The sequence below is a fragment of the Gordonia otitidis NBRC 100426 genome (genome assembly GCF_000248075.1).
Lineage (GTDB): Bacteria > Actinomycetota > Actinomycetes > Mycobacteriales > Mycobacteriaceae > Gordonia > Gordonia otitidis.
This window is the reverse complement of the sequence record NZ_BAFB01000005.1, coordinates 98636-114942: the sequence shown is the minus strand read 5'-3', so window position 1 is coordinate 114942 and position 16307 is coordinate 98636. Positions and strand designations below refer to the sequence as shown.

Annotated in this window: 22 protein-coding genes; 6 read left to right on the top strand and 16 right to left on the bottom strand. The window is 65.3% G+C overall.

The window, feature by feature from the left end; genetic code table 11:
- The first annotated feature begins 92 nt into the window (after positions 1 to 92).
- Positions 93 to 293 (top strand): hypothetical protein, encoded by a 201-nt coding sequence (locus tag GOOTI_RS01085; protein ID WP_039993013.1) that lies wholly within the window; start codon positions 93 to 95, stop codon positions 291 to 293.
- A gap of 66 nt (positions 294 to 359) precedes the next feature.
- On the opposite strand, the gene GOOTI_RS01080 is transcribed toward GOOTI_RS01085, so the two are convergent.
- From GOOTI_RS01080 to GOOTI_RS01070, 3 genes are read right to left on the bottom strand one after another with little or no spacing between them, the layout of a single operon-like run.
- Complete coding sequence (locus GOOTI_RS01080; RefSeq protein WP_007236698.1) at positions 360 to 1199, bottom strand: ABC transporter permease; 840 nt, start codon at positions 1197 to 1199, stop codon at positions 360 to 362.
- Positions 1196 to 2023, bottom strand: coding sequence for an ABC transporter permease (locus tag GOOTI_RS01075; RefSeq protein ID WP_007236697.1), 828 nt, complete (start codon positions 2021 to 2023; stop codon positions 1196 to 1198). The genes GOOTI_RS01080 and GOOTI_RS01075 overlap by 4 nt, the downstream gene beginning before the upstream one ends.
- Positions 2020 to 3288, bottom strand: coding sequence for an ATP-binding cassette domain-containing protein (locus GOOTI_RS01070; RefSeq protein WP_233425387.1), 1269 nt, complete (start codon positions 3286 to 3288; stop codon positions 2020 to 2022). The genes GOOTI_RS01075 and GOOTI_RS01070 overlap by 4 nt, the downstream gene beginning before the upstream one ends.
- Before the next feature lie 658 nt (positions 3289 to 3946).
- Between GOOTI_RS01070 and GOOTI_RS01065 the strand changes: the two genes are divergently transcribed.
- Positions 3947 to 4303 carry a GNAT family N-acetyltransferase gene (locus GOOTI_RS01065; protein WP_007236695.1) on the top strand — a complete coding sequence of 119 codons (357 nt, stop codon included), beginning with the start codon at positions 3947 to 3949 and terminating at the stop codon, positions 4301 to 4303.
- A 228-nt stretch (positions 4304 to 4531) separates the two neighbouring features.
- Here GOOTI_RS01065 and GOOTI_RS25940 read toward each other — a convergent pair whose 3' ends face one another.
- The 12 genes from GOOTI_RS25940 to rpsJ all read right to left on the bottom strand — a co-directional run bounded on the left by GOOTI_RS25940 (position 4532) and on the right by rpsJ (position 10086).
- A complete protein-coding gene (locus GOOTI_RS25940) occupies positions 4532 to 4678 on the bottom strand; it encodes a hypothetical protein (RefSeq protein ID WP_169315776.1) in 147 nt (48 codons plus the stop codon).
- Positions 4679 to 4779: 101 nt separating this feature from the next.
- A complete protein-coding gene (rpsQ, locus tag GOOTI_RS01060; RefSeq protein WP_005170322.1) occupies positions 4780 to 5070 on the bottom strand; it encodes a 30S ribosomal protein S17 in 291 nt (96 codons plus the stop codon).
- Positions 5067 to 5300 (bottom strand): 50S ribosomal protein L29, encoded by a 234-nt coding sequence (gene rpmC / locus GOOTI_RS01055; protein WP_005170321.1) that lies wholly within the window; start codon positions 5298 to 5300, stop codon positions 5067 to 5069. Before rpmC ends, rpsQ begins: the two co-directional genes overlap by 4 nt.
- Positions 5300 to 5716 carry a 50S ribosomal protein L16 gene (gene rplP / locus GOOTI_RS01050; RefSeq protein WP_007236694.1) on the bottom strand — a complete coding sequence of 139 codons (417 nt, stop codon included), beginning with the start codon at positions 5714 to 5716 and terminating at the stop codon, positions 5300 to 5302. Before rplP ends, rpmC begins: the two co-directional genes overlap by 1 nt.
- 3 nt (positions 5717 to 5719) lie before the next feature.
- On the bottom strand, positions 5720 to 6532 hold the full coding sequence (gene rpsC, locus GOOTI_RS01045) for a 30S ribosomal protein S3 (RefSeq protein ID WP_005170317.1): 813 nt from the start codon (positions 6530 to 6532) through the stop codon (positions 5720 to 5722).
- A 2-nt stretch (positions 6533 to 6534) separates the two neighbouring features.
- Positions 6535 to 6945, bottom strand: coding sequence for a 50S ribosomal protein L22 (gene rplV / locus GOOTI_RS01040; RefSeq protein WP_005170314.1), 411 nt, complete (start codon positions 6943 to 6945; stop codon positions 6535 to 6537).
- Positions 6945 to 7226: a 30S ribosomal protein S19 gene (gene rpsS, locus GOOTI_RS01035; protein WP_005203946.1), complete on the bottom strand. Its 282-nt coding sequence runs from the start codon at positions 7224 to 7226 to the stop codon at positions 6945 to 6947. Before rpsS ends, rplV begins: the two co-directional genes overlap by 1 nt.
- Positions 7227 to 7244: 18 nt before the next feature.
- Positions 7245 to 8081 (bottom strand): 50S ribosomal protein L2, encoded by an 837-nt coding sequence (rplB, locus tag GOOTI_RS01030; protein ID WP_007236693.1) that lies wholly within the window; start codon positions 8079 to 8081, stop codon positions 7245 to 7247.
- 29 nt (positions 8082 to 8110) lie between these two features.
- Positions 8111 to 8416, bottom strand: a complete 306-nt coding sequence (gene rplW, locus GOOTI_RS01025; RefSeq protein ID WP_005170305.1) for a 50S ribosomal protein L23 — start codon at positions 8414 to 8416, stop codon at positions 8111 to 8113.
- Positions 8417 to 8418: 2 nt separating this feature from the next.
- Positions 8419 to 9105: a 50S ribosomal protein L4 gene (gene rplD, locus GOOTI_RS01020; protein WP_007236692.1), complete on the bottom strand. Its 687-nt coding sequence runs from the start codon at positions 9103 to 9105 to the stop codon at positions 8419 to 8421.
- Positions 9102 to 9761 carry a 50S ribosomal protein L3 gene (gene rplC / locus GOOTI_RS01015; RefSeq protein ID WP_007236691.1) on the bottom strand — a complete coding sequence of 220 codons (660 nt, stop codon included), beginning with the start codon at positions 9759 to 9761 and terminating at the stop codon, positions 9102 to 9104. Before rplC ends, rplD begins: the two co-directional genes overlap by 4 nt.
- Before the next feature lie 19 nt (positions 9762 to 9780).
- Positions 9781 to 10086, bottom strand: coding sequence for a 30S ribosomal protein S10 (rpsJ, locus tag GOOTI_RS01010; RefSeq protein WP_003938093.1), 306 nt, complete (start codon positions 10084 to 10086; stop codon positions 9781 to 9783).
- Between the two features lie 492 nt (positions 10087 to 10578).
- Here rpsJ and GOOTI_RS01005 point away from each other — a divergent pair, with 492 nt between their 5' ends.
- From GOOTI_RS01005 to GOOTI_RS00995, 3 genes are read left to right on the top strand one after another with little or no spacing between them, the layout of a single operon-like run.
- Complete coding sequence (locus GOOTI_RS01005; RefSeq protein WP_007236690.1) at positions 10579 to 11346, top strand: succinate dehydrogenase cytochrome b subunit; 768 nt, start codon at positions 10579 to 10581, stop codon at positions 11344 to 11346.
- 37 nt (positions 11347 to 11383) lie between these two features.
- A complete protein-coding gene (locus GOOTI_RS01000) occupies positions 11384 to 13363 on the top strand; it encodes a fumarate reductase/succinate dehydrogenase flavoprotein subunit (RefSeq protein WP_039993042.1) in 1980 nt (659 codons plus the stop codon).
- 18 nt (positions 13364 to 13381) lie between these two features.
- On the top strand, positions 13382 to 14131 hold the full coding sequence (locus tag GOOTI_RS00995; RefSeq protein ID WP_007236688.1) for a succinate dehydrogenase/fumarate reductase iron-sulfur subunit: 750 nt from the start codon (positions 13382 to 13384) through the stop codon (positions 14129 to 14131).
- 96 nt (positions 14132 to 14227) lie between these two features.
- Here GOOTI_RS00995 and GOOTI_RS00990 read toward each other — a convergent pair whose 3' ends face one another.
- Positions 14228 to 15757, bottom strand: a complete 1530-nt coding sequence (locus tag GOOTI_RS00990; RefSeq protein ID WP_007236687.1) for an anion permease — start codon at positions 15755 to 15757, stop codon at positions 14228 to 14230.
- A gap of 36 nt (positions 15758 to 15793) precedes the next feature.
- On the opposite strand from GOOTI_RS00990, the gene GOOTI_RS00985 reads away from it, so the two are divergent.
- Complete coding sequence (locus GOOTI_RS00985) at positions 15794 to 16303, top strand: hotdog fold domain-containing protein (protein WP_007236686.1); 510 nt, start codon at positions 15794 to 15796, stop codon at positions 16301 to 16303.
- Positions 16304 to 16307 lie beyond the last annotated feature (4 nt).

The window sequence follows — 16307 nt, the reverse complement described above, 5'->3', positions numbered from 1 at the left end:
ACATGCCCGACAATTCCGACCACAGCGGTTTACCAGTACGTAAACACACTGGTTGGAGAGCGGTTTCCTGATCGATAGCAATTGGACAATGCGTGCCGGGTTCACACACCGTCCGACACACCTGGCAGGGCCGATCGGTATACGGCGTCGTCCAGTTGACCGACATCGCCGATCCGGCGATCCACGACCTGGCGAGCGCCGAAGGGCCGATCCCTGTCGACGAAGACTCGCGTCGTGGTCACGCAGCCTCGTCGATCCGCGCACCGCAGACCTGTGATCCGCAGCACACCTGATTCATCGTCGGCCCCACGCTCTGCGTTACATGCGTCCCCTGAGACGCACAACGGATTGCGAAGATGTCATCGTGCCGTCGCGGCCTTCGAGTAGCCACGCAGCGCGGGGTAGATCGCAAGCCCTAGGACCGCAACGGTCCAGATCGAGACGATCGTGAGGTTGTGCGCGATCGGACCACCGACGGTGAGCGACCGCATCAAATCGACCGCAGGGGTCATCGGCTGGTACCGCACCACCGGTTGCAACCAGTTCGGATAGGCCTCGACCGGCGAGAAGCCCGAATTGAAGAACATCATCAGACTCGATACGAGTCCGATCATCGGCACGAGCGGTGCCCCTGAAGGAGTGTTGACGGCCAGGGCCAGCACAAACGTCGCGAAAGCGGCGCCGTAGGCCAGCGCGACCGCGAAGAGCCCCAGCGCGGCGCCCACACCCTGCTGCAACCGGAAGCCCATGACCATGCCGACCGCAAGCAGAACGATGGTGACCGCGGCGACACGCACGAGCTCCGAGACGACGCGCGAGGTCAGGTCGGCCGCCCGGTTGATCGGCAACACGTACAGCCGTGCCAGCAGCCCGGTGGAACGCTCTTGGTTGAGCCGCACCGCTGACGCGATCGAACCGAACATGGCGCCGACCAGTATGACCATCGGGACGGTTCCGTAGATACTGTCCTCGCCGGTCACAGCGGCCAGCGAATCACCGAGCACCACGTTGAACATGACAAGCGTCAAACCGGGCACGATCAGCGATTGCAGAAGTGTGGGGACATCTCGCACGGTCACCAACAACTGCCGACCCGAGAGAGTACGACTCTGCCTGAGCCATGCGGCAAAGGACCGTTCCGGCAGAGGCGCAACGGCTTGTGCCGACGTCGCGACGAGTGCGCCTGATTCCCGGCTCACGTCCGCACCCTCCTGCTTCCGACGAAAAGGAGCACGACGGCGGCGACTGCCAGGGCCAGGCACCACCAGATACTCGGACCGACTGTCGCCCATCTGACCGTGTCGGGCGAGTCGAGGACACGCATCACGTCGACGAACTGCGAGATCGGTTGATTGCGCGCGAACGGTCGGATCCACTCGGGAAACCGCGATTCGGGGACGAATCCCGTCGAGAGCATTCCGAGTATGAGCGTCGGCAACATGAGGGCCTGGCTCGTCGCCTCAGGCGAACCGGCGACCAGACCGATTCCGTCTGCCACCATCGACAGAAGTACGCCGACGAGCGCGACGAACCCGATCACCCCGATTGTCCCGAGGACTCCCCCGCCTGGCCTCCACCCGATGACGAGCGCCGCAAGGCAACCGAATCCAATGGCGATACCCAACAGCACCACGTTGGTGGCGGTGCGAGCCAGCATGGGGATCCATGCCCTCATGGGCAGCACGCGAAATCGGGTGTTGATGCCCTGAGTCGCGTCGAGCGAGGCCCGCATCGCGGCGGCCGACACCGCGAAGCTGACCGCCTGCAACAAGATGATCGGCATCAAGAACTGCCCGTAATTGACGCCGGGCAGCGAGTCCATCACTTTGCGCAACGGCAGGTAGAAGCAGACGGCAAGGAAGATGGGAGACAGGAAGGCGAGGATGATCTCGCCGTTACGCACGACCTTCGCCAGCCCGCGTGTCGTCAACGCCCACCATTGCTGAAGCGCCTTCGGGTGAGCACCATCGGCCAGCGCCGAGGAGACCCGCAGCCGGGGTTGTGCCCGCACGTCGGTTGTCATCGTTGTTGTACCGCACTGTCTCCCGAGGGGTGGTCACGATCGGGATCGGTCAGTACGAGGAACACCTCGTCCAGCGACGGACGGCGCATCGCGACGTCGGACAATGCGATATCGGCGGCCTCGGCTCTGCGTAGGACCTCGACGAGCGTCTGCGGGCCGTCCGGGGCAGGAATGGAGACCATCGACGACTCGGTGCTCGCGTCCGCATCCATGAGGTCGCGCAGCGCCACTCGCAGGCGATCGACGTCCGTGGCCCGGGCAGGTGTGACCTCGCAGTACGATTTACCGATCGCGGCCTTGAGCTGGTCCGCCGTGCCGTCGGCGATCACGGTTCCCTTGTCGATCACGACGATGCGGTCGGCGAGCATGTCCGCCTCTTCGAGGTACTGGGTCGTGAGCAGGACGGACACCCCGTTGTCGCGTAACTGTTCCACGAGAGTCCAGACGTCCGAACGACTACGGGGATCCAGACCGGTGGTCGGTTCGTCGAGGAAGACGACCTTCGGCGAACCGACGAGACCACACGCGATGTCGATCCGTCGACGCATTCCGCCCGAATACTGCCCCACTCGCTTCTTCGCGGCGTCGGACAACGAGAACATCTCGAGCAGCTCGTTTGCCCGCTGTTTGGCCGCTGACTTCGACAATCCCAACAGCCTGCCGAACAGGATGAGATTCTCTCGCCCCGAGAGGGACTCGTCGAGCGCGGCGAACTGCCCGGTCAGCATGATCGATCTCCGCACGGCGGCTGGGTCCGTCGAGACGTCATGCCCCGCGACCTGAGCGTGCCCGCCGTCGGGTTTGAGCAATGTGCAGAGCATGTTGACGGTGGTCGTCTTGCCCGCTCCGTTGGGGCCGAGCAGCGCGACGATGCTGCCGCTGGCGACCTCGAAACTCACATCCGACACAGCCGCCGTGTCGCCGAACTGCTTGCGCAGATTGCGTGCTTCGATCGCCAGATCGCGCGCGGGGATCGCCGTGGCGGGATCCGCCGACGACGACTCCGGCGCAGCGCTTGGTCGAGCGGTGTCGGCGACCTCGTCCGGCGAGACCGCAGGACCCCGCTGTCGGGGCGTCCACGAATCTGAGTCGGATGTGCTGTGCTCCCGCCACGATGCCGGCACCAGATTCTCGACGTCACCGATCGGCTTCCCCGGTCCGCGCCCGCCCAACGGACCAACGGCAGGACTCTCGCCGTCGACGGCGGCGTGGCGGCCGACGGGCGTGGTCGCTTGCCGGGCGATCGAGCCGGCGCCTCCGGACACCGACCCGACCTCGGGTCGGCTGCCCTGTCGCAGGGAATCGCCGACAAACCCATTCACGGCCGAAGCCGCACCGTTCCCGTTTATGGAGCTCGTGGCAACGCGTTCCTCGCGCCACCGACGCAACAATTCGCCGGCAGGGTCGGAATCCGCATCGTCGAAAGACAGCGTCGACCGCTCCGGTGGCAAAGAAGTCTGCGCCGCGGACGCATACCCGACCTCATCGACACGCCAACGTCTCTGTGCGTCGATCGAGACGTCATGCATCAGATGCCTTTCTTCGGAAAGCTAGCGCTGAGAACAGCGGCAGATCTGCCCACGTGTGCCGAGCGGCCACGTTCGGAAACCACCTCGTCCCGACCGCACCACCATATCTTCGATGGCCGTTGTCTCCAGACGACGATCACCGATATCGAAGTGCACAATTCACTCATACATCGGTTTGCCTGACCATTTCGTAACATTCTCCGCGTCGGATTACCGACGACACACCGAGGAGACGCGTCATCAGGTGCGGCGCATCGCGGACTCGCCACCGCGGGAACGAGCTTCCGATCCGTCTCACGACTGAAGACTATTGTGCGAAAGGGAACCCGGGAACTCGTTCGCCACACACTGTCGGCTGACCGATGGACTCATCACCACCGATTCAAGGAGACCCATGACCACCGACAAGACCGGAGCCGAAACCAACGTCACCCACCTTCCGGACGACAATCGCTACCAGATCAGCGTCGACGGCCGTGTCGCCGGCCTGACCGCTTATCGCGATCGTGATCATGACGGGAACGCAGAGCGGGTTTTCTACCACACGGAGGTCGGGCCGGATTTCGGCGGACGCGGGCTCGCGACGATCCTCGTCCAGGAGGCACTCGACGACTCGATCGCCGCGGGCAAGCTGATCGTTCCCGTCTGCCCGATGGTGCGACACTTCCTGCAGGAGCACTCCGACTACGCGGCGAAGTCGCGCAAGGTCACGCCCGACGACATCAACTGGATCCAGAGCGTCACCACGTAGCGTTCCGTCGGCCAAGTCGGGCCCAAAGTCCCTGTCCGACACCCAGGCCAGTTCTTATATTTGAAGTGTGAGCGGGGGTGGACGACCGCTCACCACGACGGTCGAGCAGCTCACCGGCCACCTCTCCGGGTGAGTAGCGGCGCACCGGTCACCGACCCGCCTGGCTTTCCGTAGTCGGGCGGGTCGAGTCGTTTCTGACGAAGCGTTCCTGTCGAGTGGCTAACGGGCTCATCCCCGCTCGGCGAGTCCGGTGGCCAGTACGCGCGACTGCGGCACCTCACCAACGCCGACGGCCTCGACACGATCACGACGCATGCAGCCGGTCCCGGCACCATTCGACACATCGTCAACCGTCGCATGGCCGGCTGATGCCATCGGACACCCGCACCGAACAGCGAAAGCACCCCAACACAAACGACTGTGGCCCGCCCCCTCAAAGGGGACGGGCCACAGTCGTTGTCTGGCGGAGACGGCTCTTACTTGGCCTTCTCCAGCACCTCGACGAGACGCCAGTGCTTGGTCGCGGACAGCGGGCGGGTCTCCATGATCCGCACGCGGTCGCCGACGCCGGCATCGCCCTTCTCGTCGTGGGCCTTGACCTTGCTCGTGGTGCGGATGATCTTGCCGTACAGCGGGTGGCGCGTACGATCTTCCAGCTCGACCACGATGGTCTTCTGCATCTTGTCGCTGACGACGTAACCGATGCGCTCCTTGCGACGGTTACGCTCTTGCGTCTGGGTTTCGGTCACCTTCTGGTCCTCACTCATGCGTCATCACCATCCGGTCCCGACGCCAGACCCAGCTCACGCTCGCGCATCACGGTGTAGATGCGCGCGATCTCGCGACGCACGGTCCGCAGACGACGGTTGTTGTCGAGCTGGCCGGTGGCCATCTGGAACCGAAGGTTGAACAGCTCTTCCTTCGACTCTTTGAGCCGGTCGACCAGGTCGGTGTCGGTGAGCTCACGAAGCTCGGCCGCTGCAACTCCGAGTGCCATCAGAACTGCTCCTCTCTGGTCACGATCCGGGTCTTGATGGGCAGCTTGTGCTGCGCGCGGCGCAGTGCCTCGCGAGCGGTCTGCTCATCCGGGTAGGTCATCTCGAACAGCACGCGACCCGGCTTGACCGGGGCGACCCACCACTCGGGCGAACCCTTACCGGAACCCATGCGGGTCTCGGCGGGCTTCTTGGTCAGCGGACGGTCGGGGAAGATGTTGATCCACACCTTGCCGCCACGCTTGATGTGCCGGTTGATGGCGATACGAGCGGACTCGATCTGACGGTTGGTGATGTAGGCGCTCTCCAGAGCCTGGATGCCGTAGTCACCGAACGTCACCTTTGTGCCGCCCTTGGCCTGGCCCTTGAGGCTCGGGTGATGCTGCTTGCGGTGCTTGACCCGACGAGGGATCAACATGCCTCAGCCCTCCTGCTTTTCTGCTCCGGCGCCGGCGCCAGCAGTTGCCTCGGCAGGAGCCTCCGCTGCCCGACCTGCGTCGGTGCTGGTGGCCGTGGTGCCCGAGGCACCGCTGCGGCGAGGACGGCTGGGACGACGCGGACGACGATCCTCGGCTGCCGGCGCGGCTGCGGACAGCTCACGCTTGCCACCGACGATATCACCCTTGTAGATCCAGACCTTCACGCCGATGCGGCCGAAGGTCGTCTTGGCTTCGTAGAGTCCGTAGTCGATGTCGGCGCGCAGCGTGTGCAGCGGCACGCGACCCTCGCGGTAGAACTCACTGCGGCTCATTTCTGCTCCGCCGAGGCGACCCGAGCACTGGACCCGGATGCCCTTCACGTTCGGCTGACGCATCGCCGACTGGATCGCCTTGCGCATCGCGCGACGGAACGCCACGCGGTTGCTCAACTGCTCGGCGACGCCCTGGGCGACGAGCTGTGCCTCCGACTCCGGGTTCTTGACCTCGAGGATGTTCAGCTGGACCTGCTTACCGGTCAGCTTCTCCAGGTCACCGCGGATGCGGTCGGCCTCGGCGCCACGGCGGCCGATGACGATGCCGGGACGAGCCGTGTGGATGTCGACGCGGACGCGGTCACGCGTGCGCTCGATCTCCACCTTGGCGATGCCTGCGCGCTCGAGCCCCGTCGAGAGGAGCTTGCGGATGGCGACATCTTCTTTCACGTACTCCGCGTACTGCTTGTCGGCGTACCACCGCGAACTCCAGTCGGTGGTGATGCCCAGACGGAAGCCGTGCGGGTTGATTTTCTGGCCCACTGTCAGGCTCCCTTCTTCTTCGGCTGACGCGACCGGCCGCGTGCGGACGATGCCTTCTCGGGAAGGCTCTCGACCACAACAGTGATGTGGCTGGTGCGCTTGCGGATTCGGAACGCGCGACCCTGAGCACGCGGCTGGAACCGCTTGAGCGTCGGGCCCTCGTCGGCGAACGCGGTCGCCACGACCAGGGTCCGGCGATCCAGATCCAGGTTGTTCTCGGCGTTCGCGACAGCGCTGGCGAGAACCTTGTAGACGGGTTCCGACGCCGACTGCGGTGCGAACCGCAGGATGTCGAGCGCCTCGTCGACGTTCTTGCCGCGGACCAGGTCGAGTACACGACGGGCCTTCATCGGCGTCACGCGAACGAACTTGGCGGTCGCCTTCGCGGTGGGATTATCGGTCTGCGTAGTCATTACCGGCGCTTCGCTTTCCGGTCATCCTTGATGTGACCCTTGAAGGTACGGGTGGGGGCGAACTCGCCCAGCTTGTGCCCGACCATGTTGTCCGAGACGAACACCGGGACATGCTTACGACCGTCGTGGACGGCGAAGGTATGACCGATGAAGTCGGGAATGATGGTCGAACGGCGCGACCAGGTCTTGATGACCTGCTTGGTGCCTTTTTCGTTCTGCGTGTCCACCTTGGCGAGCAGGTGGTCGTCGACGAACGGGCCCTTCTTGAGGCTGCGTGGCATTCTCTAACTCCTCCCTGCTTATCGCTTGTTCTTGCCGGTGCGACGGCGCCGGACGATCAGCTTGTCGCTGGCCTTGTTCTTACGGGTACGGCCCTCGGGCTGACCCCACGGGCTGACCGGGTGGCGACCACCGGAGGTCTTGCCCTCGCCGCCACCGTGCGGGTGGTCGACCGGGTTCATCACGACACCGCGGACGGTCGGGCGCTTGCCCTTCCAGCGCATACGGCCGGCCTTGCCCCAGTTGATGTTGCTCTGCTCGGCGTTGCCGACCTCGCCGACGGTTGCGCGGCAGCGCACGTCGACGCGACGGATCTCACCGGACGGCATACGCAGGGTCGCGTATGCGCCCTCCTTGCCGAGGAGCTGGATCGACGCGCCCGCGCTGCGGGCCATCTTCGCGCCGCCACCGGGGCGCAGCTCGACGGCGTGCACCTGGGTACCGGTCGGGATGTTGCGCAGCGGCAGGTTGTTGCCGGGCTTGATGTCGGCGGCGGGACCGCTCTCCACCACGTCGCCCTGCGACAGACCGCGGGGTGCGATGATGTAGCGCTTCTCGCCGTCCACGTAGTGGAGCAGCGCGATACGTGCGGTGCGGTTCGGGTCGTACTCGATGTGAGCGACCTTGGCGTTGACGCCGTCCTTGTCGTTGCGACGGAAGTCGATCAAGCGGTATGCGCGCTTGTGACCGCCGCCCTTGTGCCGGGTGGTGATCCGGCCGTGTGCGTTACGTCCACCGCGACCGTGCAGCGGACGAACCAGCGACTTCTCGGGGTGATCGCGGGTGACCTCGGCGAAATCTGCGCCGCTCGATCCGCGACGACCCGGGGTCGTCGGCTTGTACTTACGAATAGCCATGAGTTCTCAGTCCTTCTCTGGAGTCCCGGTCAGCCGACCGGTCCTCCGAAGATCTCGATGGGCTTGCTGTCAGCGGTCAACGTGACGATCGCGCGCTTGGTGGACTTGCGCTGGCCGTAGCCGAAGCGGGTGCGCTTACGCTTGCCCTGGCGGTTCGCGGTGTTGACGTTCGAGACGGTCACATCGAAGATCTGCTCGACGGCGATCTTGATCTGTGTCTTGTTCGAGTCCGGGTGCACCAGGAAGGTGTAGACGTTGTCCTCGATGAGTCCGTAGGACTTCTCCGAGATCACCGGCGCCAGGATGATGTCACGCGGGTCAGCCTGCGTAGCCATGCTCAGGCCTCCTCTGTCTCAGTCGCGACGGACGCGGCCGTCGACGTGTTCTGTGCGATGAACGCGTTGAGCGTCTCGACGCTGAACACCACTTCGTCCGACTCGAGGACGTCGTAGGTGTTGAGCTGGTCGGGAGCGATCGGCAGAACGTTCTGCAGGTTCGCAACGCTCTTCCACGCGGTCAGGTCCTCACGGCCGAGCACGACGAGGAACTTCCGTCGGTCGCTGAGTGCCTCGAGGAACTGCCGAGCGCTCTTGGTCGACGGCGCCTGGCCTGCGACGAGCTCGGTGATGACGTGGATGCGCTCGTTGCGAGCGCGATCGCTCAGCGCGCCGCGCAGTGCGGCAGCCTTCATCTTCTTGGGGGTGCGCTGGGTGTAGTCGCGCGGCTGCGGGCCGTGCACGGTGCCACCACCGGTGAACTGCGGTGCGCGGGTCGAACCCTGGCGGGCGCGACCGGTGCCCTTCTGGCGGTACGGCTTGGCGCCGCCACCGCTGACCTGTCCACGGGTCTTGGTTGCGTGTGTGCCCTGGCGTGCAGCGGCCTGCTGGGCCACGACGACCTGGTGCATCAGCGCGATGTTCGCGGGCGCGTCGAAGATCTCGGCGGGCAGGTCAACGGTTCCGTTGGTCTCGCCGTCAGCGGTCTTGACGTCCAGCGTCAACTTCGTTGTGGTTTCGGTGCTCACTTGGTCGCACCACCCTTCACAGCGTCACGGACGACCACGATTCCGCCCTTGCGGCCGGGGATGGCGCCCTTGATCAACAGCAGACCGGCCTCGGCGTCCACCTTGTGGACGGTGAGGTTCTGCGTGGTCACGGTGTCGTTACCCATGCGACCGGCCATACGCATGCCCTTGAAGACACGACCCGGGGTGGCACAGCCACCGATCGAGCCGGGGGCACGGTGCACGCGGTGCGCGCCGTGGCTGGCACCCAGGCCTGCGAATCCGTGGCGCTTCATGACGCCTGCGAATCCCTTGCCCTTGGAGGTGCCGGTGACGTCGACCAGCGCACCGTCGGCGAAGATCTCGGCGGTCAGTTCCTGACCGACCTCGAACTCGCTGGTGTCGGAGACGCGGATCTCTGCAAGGTGGCGACGCGGCGTGACGCCTGCCTTCGCGAACTGGCCCGCGACCGGCTTGGTCACCTTGCGGGGGTCGATCGCACCGTAGGCGAGCTGCACCGCGGTGTAGCCATCGCGGTCCTCGCTACGGAGCTGGGTGATGACGTTCGGGCCCGCCTGGATGACGGTGACCGGAACGACACGGTTGTTCTCGTCGAAGACCTGGGTCATGCCGAGCTTGGTGCCCAGAATACCCTTGGTCGCTTTCTGATTGCTCATGATTCTCTTCGCCCCCCGCCTACTGGATGTTGACGTCGACGCTCGCCGGAAGGTCGATGCGCATCAGCGCGTCGACGGTCTTCGGCGTCGGGTCGAGGATGTCGATGAGTCGCTTGTGAGTGCGCATCTCGAAGTGCTCGCGGCTGTCCTTGTACTTGTGCGGCGAGCGGATGACGCAGTACACGTTCTTTTCGGTGGGCAACGGCACCGGGCCGACGACGCGTGCACCCGTACGGGTCACGGTCTCCACGATCTTGCGCGCCGAAGCGTCGATCGCCTCGTGGTCGTAGGCCTTGAGCCTGATGCGGATCTTCTGTCCCGCCACGCTGTGTCCTCTTCCGTCAGTTGTTCTCGACAGACAAACACCGCGCACCTGGGGCCGACACGGGTCGGCGGGCACATAGATCTCCGCGTGAGAGTCGGGGATCGACGCTGTTCATCTGTCGTTGTACGTTGGCTCGTCGCTGGTACGAACCGTTTTGCTCCGGCACCCGCGGTCGGGCGTGTCGAGGCCGTGAACCGGATTCGGCGCACGCGTTACACGCCCTCGGTCCGTTGGATCGGGAACCTTGGGAGTCATTCACCCGATCGGGGCCGCAGAAAACCACGTCCACCGGTCAAGGCAACCCGACAAGTATGCACCAGGTCGGGGGCGAGATTCAAATTGCGCTTGCACGCGGTCGGAACGAGATCATCCAATCCCGGTTACGCAACGATCGCCACGTCGCCGAGCAGTGTGCGTCGCAACCTCATACGCTCGGCGTCAGGGACCCCGACATTCGGCCTGCCAGCCCCGGGCCTACGACTAGGTCTACCCATGAGCACGCTCAATCCTCCACGTCCGGACAAGCCGACGACGGTCGGCACACCCCGAGCGGTCACACCGATGCCGACAGCACGTCGCCCGCGTCCGAGCAACGTCGCCCTCAAGGTCACGATGGCTCTGACGGGGACGGTGTTCGCGCTGTTCGTGCTGGTGCACATGATCGGCAACCTCAAGGTGTACACCGGCGCCACCCACTTCGACGACTACGCGCACTGGCTGCGCACGCTCCTCGAACCACTACTCCCCTACGAGGGAATGCTCTGGATCTTCCGTGCGGTCCTGGTTGCGTGTCTCGTGCTTCACGTAGGTGCGTCGACTGTCCTGATCGGGCGTTCCCACAAGGCGAAGGGCCGCTTTCGGCGCACCGGCATGAGCATCAAACGACTGCCCGCGACGCTGATGCCCTACACCGGGCTGGTGCTGCTCGTCTTCATCGTCTTCCACATCCTCGACCTGACGACCGGAACGAGGCCTGCGGCCAGTGACCACTTCGTGAGGACGACAGAGAACAGCTCGCACGCCTATCACAATCTCGTCGAGAGTCTGCAGCGCTGGCCGGTGGCGACCTTCTACATCCTTGTGATGGTGCTGCTCGGCATTCATCTCGTCCACGGCCTGTGGAGTGTGGTCAACGATCTCGGTGCCACGGGCCACCGCACACGACAGGTCGGTGCGGTCATCGCGCTCGTGGTCGCCGGTGCGGTCATGATCGGCAACATCTCGATTCCGATCGCGGTCCTCGCGGGTCTGGTGAGCTGACGTGACACACACGGCACCCGACACCACAACACCCGACGTGAAGCCGGCCGAGTCCGCTGGACGCGTCGCGTCCCCCGACATCGACGTCCTGCGCAGTATCGGCACCGACCTCGCCTCCGGTGTCCCCGACGGCGATCCCGCGACGGCCTGGCAGCGTCGGCGCGACGCCTACAAACTCGTCGGACCACTCAACCGGCGCAAGTTCACCGTGATCGTGGTCGGTACCGGACTGGCCGGCGCCGGGTGCGCCGCGGCGCTCGGTGAGCTCGGCTACAACGTGTCGTCCTACACCTTCCACGACGCCCCGCGCCGGGCACACAGCGTCGCCGCGCAGGGCGGCATCAACGCCGCGCGGGCACGCAAGGTCGACAACGATTCGCTGCACCGCTTCGTCGTCGACACCGTCAAAGGCGGCGACTTCCGTGGCCGCGAGGCTGACGCCTTCCGTCTCGCAGAGGAGTCGGTGCGCGTCATCGACCATCTCAACGCGATCGGTGCCCCGTTCGCCCGCGAGTACGGCGGGTCGCTGGCCACCCGCAGCTTCGGCGGCGTACAGGTCTCGCGCACCTACTACACGCGCGGCCAGACGGGCCAACAGTTGCAGGTCGCGGCGTCGCAGGCCTTGCTGCGCCAGGTTTCCGCCGGGACCGTCACGCTGCACACGCGGCAGGAGATGCTCGACCTCATCGTCGCCGACGGTCGGGCGCAGGGCGTTGTGGTCCGCGATCTGATCACCGGGGAGATCACCGCGGAGACCGCACACGCCGTCGTCCTCGCCACGGGCGGCTACGGGACCGTGTACTTCCAGTCGACGCTCGCGCGCAACTGCAACGCGACGGCGTCGTGGCGGGCGCATCGTCGCGGAGCGCTCCTGGCCTCGCCGTCGTTCATCCAGTTCCACCCGACCGCGCTGCCGGTCAGTGCCGAGTGGCAGTCCAAGACGACGCTCATGAGTGAATCCCTGCGCAACGACGGCCGTATCTGGGTGCCGAAGAAGGAACACGACGACCGCGCTCCCGGTGACATTCCCGAGGCCGAGCGCGACTACTACCTCGAACGTCGCTACCCCGCCTACGGCAACCTCACCCCGCGCGACGTCGCGTCGCGGGCAGCTGTCACCGAGATCAACAGCGGGCATGGCGTCGGACCGCTACACAACAGCGTCTACCTCGATTTCGCCGACGCCCTCGCCCGCCTCGGCAGAGCGACGATCGCCGAGCGCTACGGCAACCTCTTCTCGATGTACCACGACGCGACCGGCGAAGACCCGTACCGGGTTCCGATGCGCATCGCGCCTGCAGCGCACTTCACCATGGGCGGGTTGTGGTCGGATTTCGACCAGATGTCCTCGATCCCCGGACTGTTCGTCGGCGGGGAGGTCGGCTGGGGCTATCACGGCGCCAATCGTCTCGGCGCGAACTCCCTGTTGTCGGCCTGTGTCGACGGCTGGTTCACGCTCCCCTATTCGGTACCGAATTACCTTGCGCCGCTCCTCGGTGAGGCACCACTGCCGCTTGATCACGAGGCTGTCGGGGAGGCCGTGACATCGGTGCGCGACCGCATCTCCCGTCTGATCGCCGTCGACGGCACCACCGGACCCGACCGCTTCCACCGCAGACTCGGCGAGATCCTCTATCGCGGATGCGGGGTCATGCGCAGCGCGGAGTCGTTGACCGCCGCGCTCGGCGAGGTCCGCGAACTGCGGGACGAATTCTGGTCGGACGTGCGGGTCGTCGGAAGCGGCGCGCAGTTCAACCAGGAACTCGAACGCGCCGGCCGCGTTGCCGACTTCATGGAACTCGCCGAGGTGATGTGCCTCGACGCCCTCGACCGCGACGAATCGTGTGGCGCCCACTTCCGCGTCGAACACCAGACCGCGCAGGGCGAGGCCCTACGCGACGACGAACACTGGACGTTCGCATCGGCGTGGGAAACGACGCCGAGCGGTGAGCAGATACGTCACCGTGAGCCACTCACGTTCACGGCGGTGCCGTTGCAGACACGAAACTACAAGTGACAGTCGAGGAGTGACGCCATGAAGCTCACCATCGAAGCCTGGCGACAGGCCGACGCCGACGACGACGGCCGTTTCGAGACCTACGTGATCGACGACGCCACCGCCGAGATGTCGCTTCTCGACGTCCTCGATCGCCTCAACGACCACCTCGTCGACCAGGGAGAATCGCCGATCGCGTTCGACTCCGACTGCCGCGAGGGTGTCTGCGGCGCGTGCGGGATGATGGTGAACGGCCGCCCGCACGGTCCGACACCGAACACGCCGTCGTGCAGACAACACCTGCGACACTTCGACGGAGTCTCACACCTCAAGCTCGAACCGTTGCGCGCCAACAGCTTTCCCGTGGTGCGCGATCTCGTCGTCGATCGTTCCGCGCTCGACAGGGTCATCGAGGCAGGCGGCCACGTCGCCGTCGCCGCAGGCCAGGCCCCCGACGCCGATGCCGAGTTGGTCGACAAGGACACGAGCGAGAAGGCCCTCGACTACGCGGCGTGCATCGGGTGTGGGGCGTGCGTCGCCGCCTGCCCGAACGGCGCAGCGCACCTGTTCGCGGGCGCCAAGCTGCTCCACCTAGCGGCCCTCACGCAGAGCAAGAAGGAACGCGGTCGCCGCGCCCATGCCATCACCGGACAGATGGAGCAGGACTTCGGCCCGTGCTCCACCTACGGCGAATGTGCCGAGGTGTGCCCCGCGGGCATCCCACTCGACGCGGTGGCAGGCGTCAACCGTGAGGCCCTACGATTCGGCTTCCGCCGCAAGGCGGACTGAGTACTTGAGTCGCAAGGCGGACTGAATATCCGAGCCGCAAGGCGGATTGAGCAGCCGAGCCGCAAGGCGGATTGAACAGCCCGTGTCGACGCCGGTTCACCAGATCCCGATCAGCTTCATCCACGGCGCGCCGATGGCGGTCCAGATGATGATGTTGACCACCGACATCAGGAAGCCGACACGGAACCACTCGCTGGTCTTGATGTATCCCGACCCGTACATGACGCCCGCGGGTCCCGACGAGTAGTGGGCGAGGCCGCCGAAGAGGCTGCCGATGAAACCGAACACCAACGCACTGAACAGTGGTGGAGCACCGGTCGCCACGGCGGCACCGAGGAACACCGCGTACATCGCGACGATCTGCGCGGTGTTCGACGCGAACAGATAGTGCACGTAGAAGTACACGAGCGTGAGAATCGCGAACGCCACCATCCACGGCAGGCCGTCGACGCTGGAGGCCACCTTGTCGCCCACCCAGTCGATGACCTTGAGTTTGCGCAGTTCGTCGGCCATCGCGACGAGCACACCGAAGAAGATCAGCGTCTGCCACGCACCGGTGTCGGTGACGAGGTCCTTCCACGTCAGCACGCCGGTGACGAGCAGTATCGCGATGCCGGCGAAGGCGGTGGTCGTCGCGTCGACGTTGAGCTGCTTGCCCAGACACCACAGGACGAGGAGCAGCACGAACGTCGCCGCGAGAATCCACTCGTTGCGCGTCATCGAACCGCTCTTCTTCAGTTCGTCGCGGGCGAGCGCAGGCGCCTCGGGAGTCTTCTTGAGTGTTGGCGCGTAGATCTTCGACATCACCCACGGAGTCGCGACGAGACTGACCAGGCCGGGGACGATCGCGGCGAGCGCCCAGTTGCCCCAGGTGATCTCGATGCGCATCTTCTCCGCGGCCTCCTGCGCGAGCGGATTGCCTGCCATCGCGGTGAGGAACATGGCCGACGTGACGACGTTGACCTGTAGCGCCGTCAGCATCAGGTAGGCGCCCAGTTTGCGCCGCGAGGCGTCGGTTTTCGGTGTCGAGTCGACGAGTTCGGCGAGCGATCGCACGATCGGGTAGATCACACCGCCTGCGCGTGCGGTGTTCGACCGCGTCGCGGGCGCGAGGATGAGATCGGCGAGACCCATCCCGTAGGCCAGGCCGAGACTCGATTTGCCGATGGCACGCACGAAGATCAGCGCGACCCGGCGCCCGAGACCCGTCACGATGAACGCCTCGGCGATGAAGAACGACGCCACGATCAGCCAGATGGTCGTGTTCGAGAAGCCGGCGAGCGCCTCTTTGGGTGACATGGTTTTCGTGACCATGGCCAGCGCGAGCCCGATGATCGCCACCGATCCCGTCGGCAGGGGCTGCAGGATCAACCCGAGGATCGTCGCGACGAAGATCCCCAGCATGTGCATGCCGTTGGGATCGACGCCGTCGGGAGCCGGGATGAAATAGATGATCACGCCGACGATCAGCGGGATACCGCCGCGCCACCACAACGGACTGAAGTGGACATGGTGCGGATGGTCGTGGTGATCGGTGCCGGTAGGCGAGGCGTCGGGCGTGTCGCCGTTGTCGGTGGATGCCTGTGGATCGGCGGGCTGTGGGTCCTTCTCCGAAGGAGGTGTCACCTCACCAAGGTTCCTCGTCCGGGTAGCATCCGGGCAATGTCCGACGCCAAATCGTCACCTTTGCCGACCAACTCGTCCTCACCGACCTACGCCCTGCGCCGCAGGCTGCCCGACAACGTGCTCGGCAAGGCACTCTTCTCCCTGGGGATGTCGGTGCGCGTGCCGTACTTCGGCACCATCCTCCCCTACGTCGAACAGATGCAGCCCGGCCTGTGCCGGGTGAGCGCCCCCAAGTGGTTCGGCGTCTACAACCACATTCACACCTTTCACGCGATTGCGGCCTGCAACCTCGCCGAGGTCGCCATGGGCATGTTGATGGAGGCGACGACTCCGTCAACGCACCGCTGGATCCCCAAGGGCATGACGGCGTCGTATCTGACGAAGGCGACGACGCGACTGACCGCCGTCGCGACGCTTGCCGAACCTGTGGACTTCGCCGCCATCGACAGTGGCCGCGACGTCGTGGTCTCGATCGCCGTCACCGACACGCGCGGTGTTGAAGTCGTGCACTGCGAGATCACGACATGGGTGACGCCGACCTCGTGACCTG

Excerpts from the sequence above, each read along its gene's own strand:
- GOOTI_RS01075 (WP_007236697.1), bottom strand. The coding sequence starts at position 2,023 with ATGACAACCGACGTGCGGGCACAACCCCGGCTGCGGGTCTCCTCGGCG.
- GOOTI_RS01065 (WP_007236695.1), top strand. The coding sequence starts at position 3,947 with ATGACCACCGACAAGACCGGAGCCGAAACCAACGTCACCCACCTTCCG.
- GOOTI_RS25940 (WP_169315776.1), bottom strand. The coding sequence starts at position 4,678 with ATGGCATCAGCCGGCCATGCGACGGTTGACGATGTGTCGAATGGTGCC.
- rpsQ (WP_005170322.1), bottom strand. The coding sequence starts at position 5,070 with ATGAGTGAGGACCAGAAGGTGACCGAAACCCAGACGCAAGAGCGTAAC.
- rpmC (WP_005170321.1), bottom strand. The coding sequence starts at position 5,300 with ATGGCACTCGGAGTTGCAGCGGCCGAGCTTCGTGAGCTCACCGACACC.
- rplP (WP_007236694.1), bottom strand. The coding sequence starts at position 5,716 with ATGTTGATCCCTCGTCGGGTCAAGCACCGCAAGCAGCATCACCCGAGC.
- rplV (WP_005170314.1), bottom strand. The coding sequence starts at position 6,945 with ATGACTACGCAGACCGATAATCCCACCGCGAAGGCGACCGCCAAGTTC.
- rpsS (WP_005203946.1), bottom strand. The coding sequence starts at position 7,226 with ATGCCACGCAGCCTCAAGAAGGGCCCGTTCGTCGACGACCACCTGCTC.
- rplB (WP_007236693.1), bottom strand. The coding sequence starts at position 8,081 with ATGGCTATTCGTAAGTACAAGCCGACGACCCCGGGTCGTCGCGGATCG.
- rplW (WP_005170305.1), bottom strand. The coding sequence starts at position 8,416 with ATGGCTACGCAGGCTGACCCGCGTGACATCATCCTGGCGCCGGTGATC.
- rplC (WP_007236691.1), bottom strand. The coding sequence starts at position 9,761 with ATGAGCAATCAGAAAGCGACCAAGGGTATTCTGGGCACCAAGCTCGGC.
- GOOTI_RS01005 (WP_007236690.1), top strand. The coding sequence starts at position 10,579 with ATGAGCACGCTCAATCCTCCACGTCCGGACAAGCCGACGACGGTCGGC.
- GOOTI_RS00995 (WP_007236688.1), top strand. The coding sequence starts at position 13,382 with ATGAAGCTCACCATCGAAGCCTGGCGACAGGCCGACGCCGACGACGAC.
- GOOTI_RS00985 (WP_007236686.1), top strand. The coding sequence starts at position 15,794 with ATGTCCGACGCCAAATCGTCACCTTTGCCGACCAACTCGTCCTCACCG.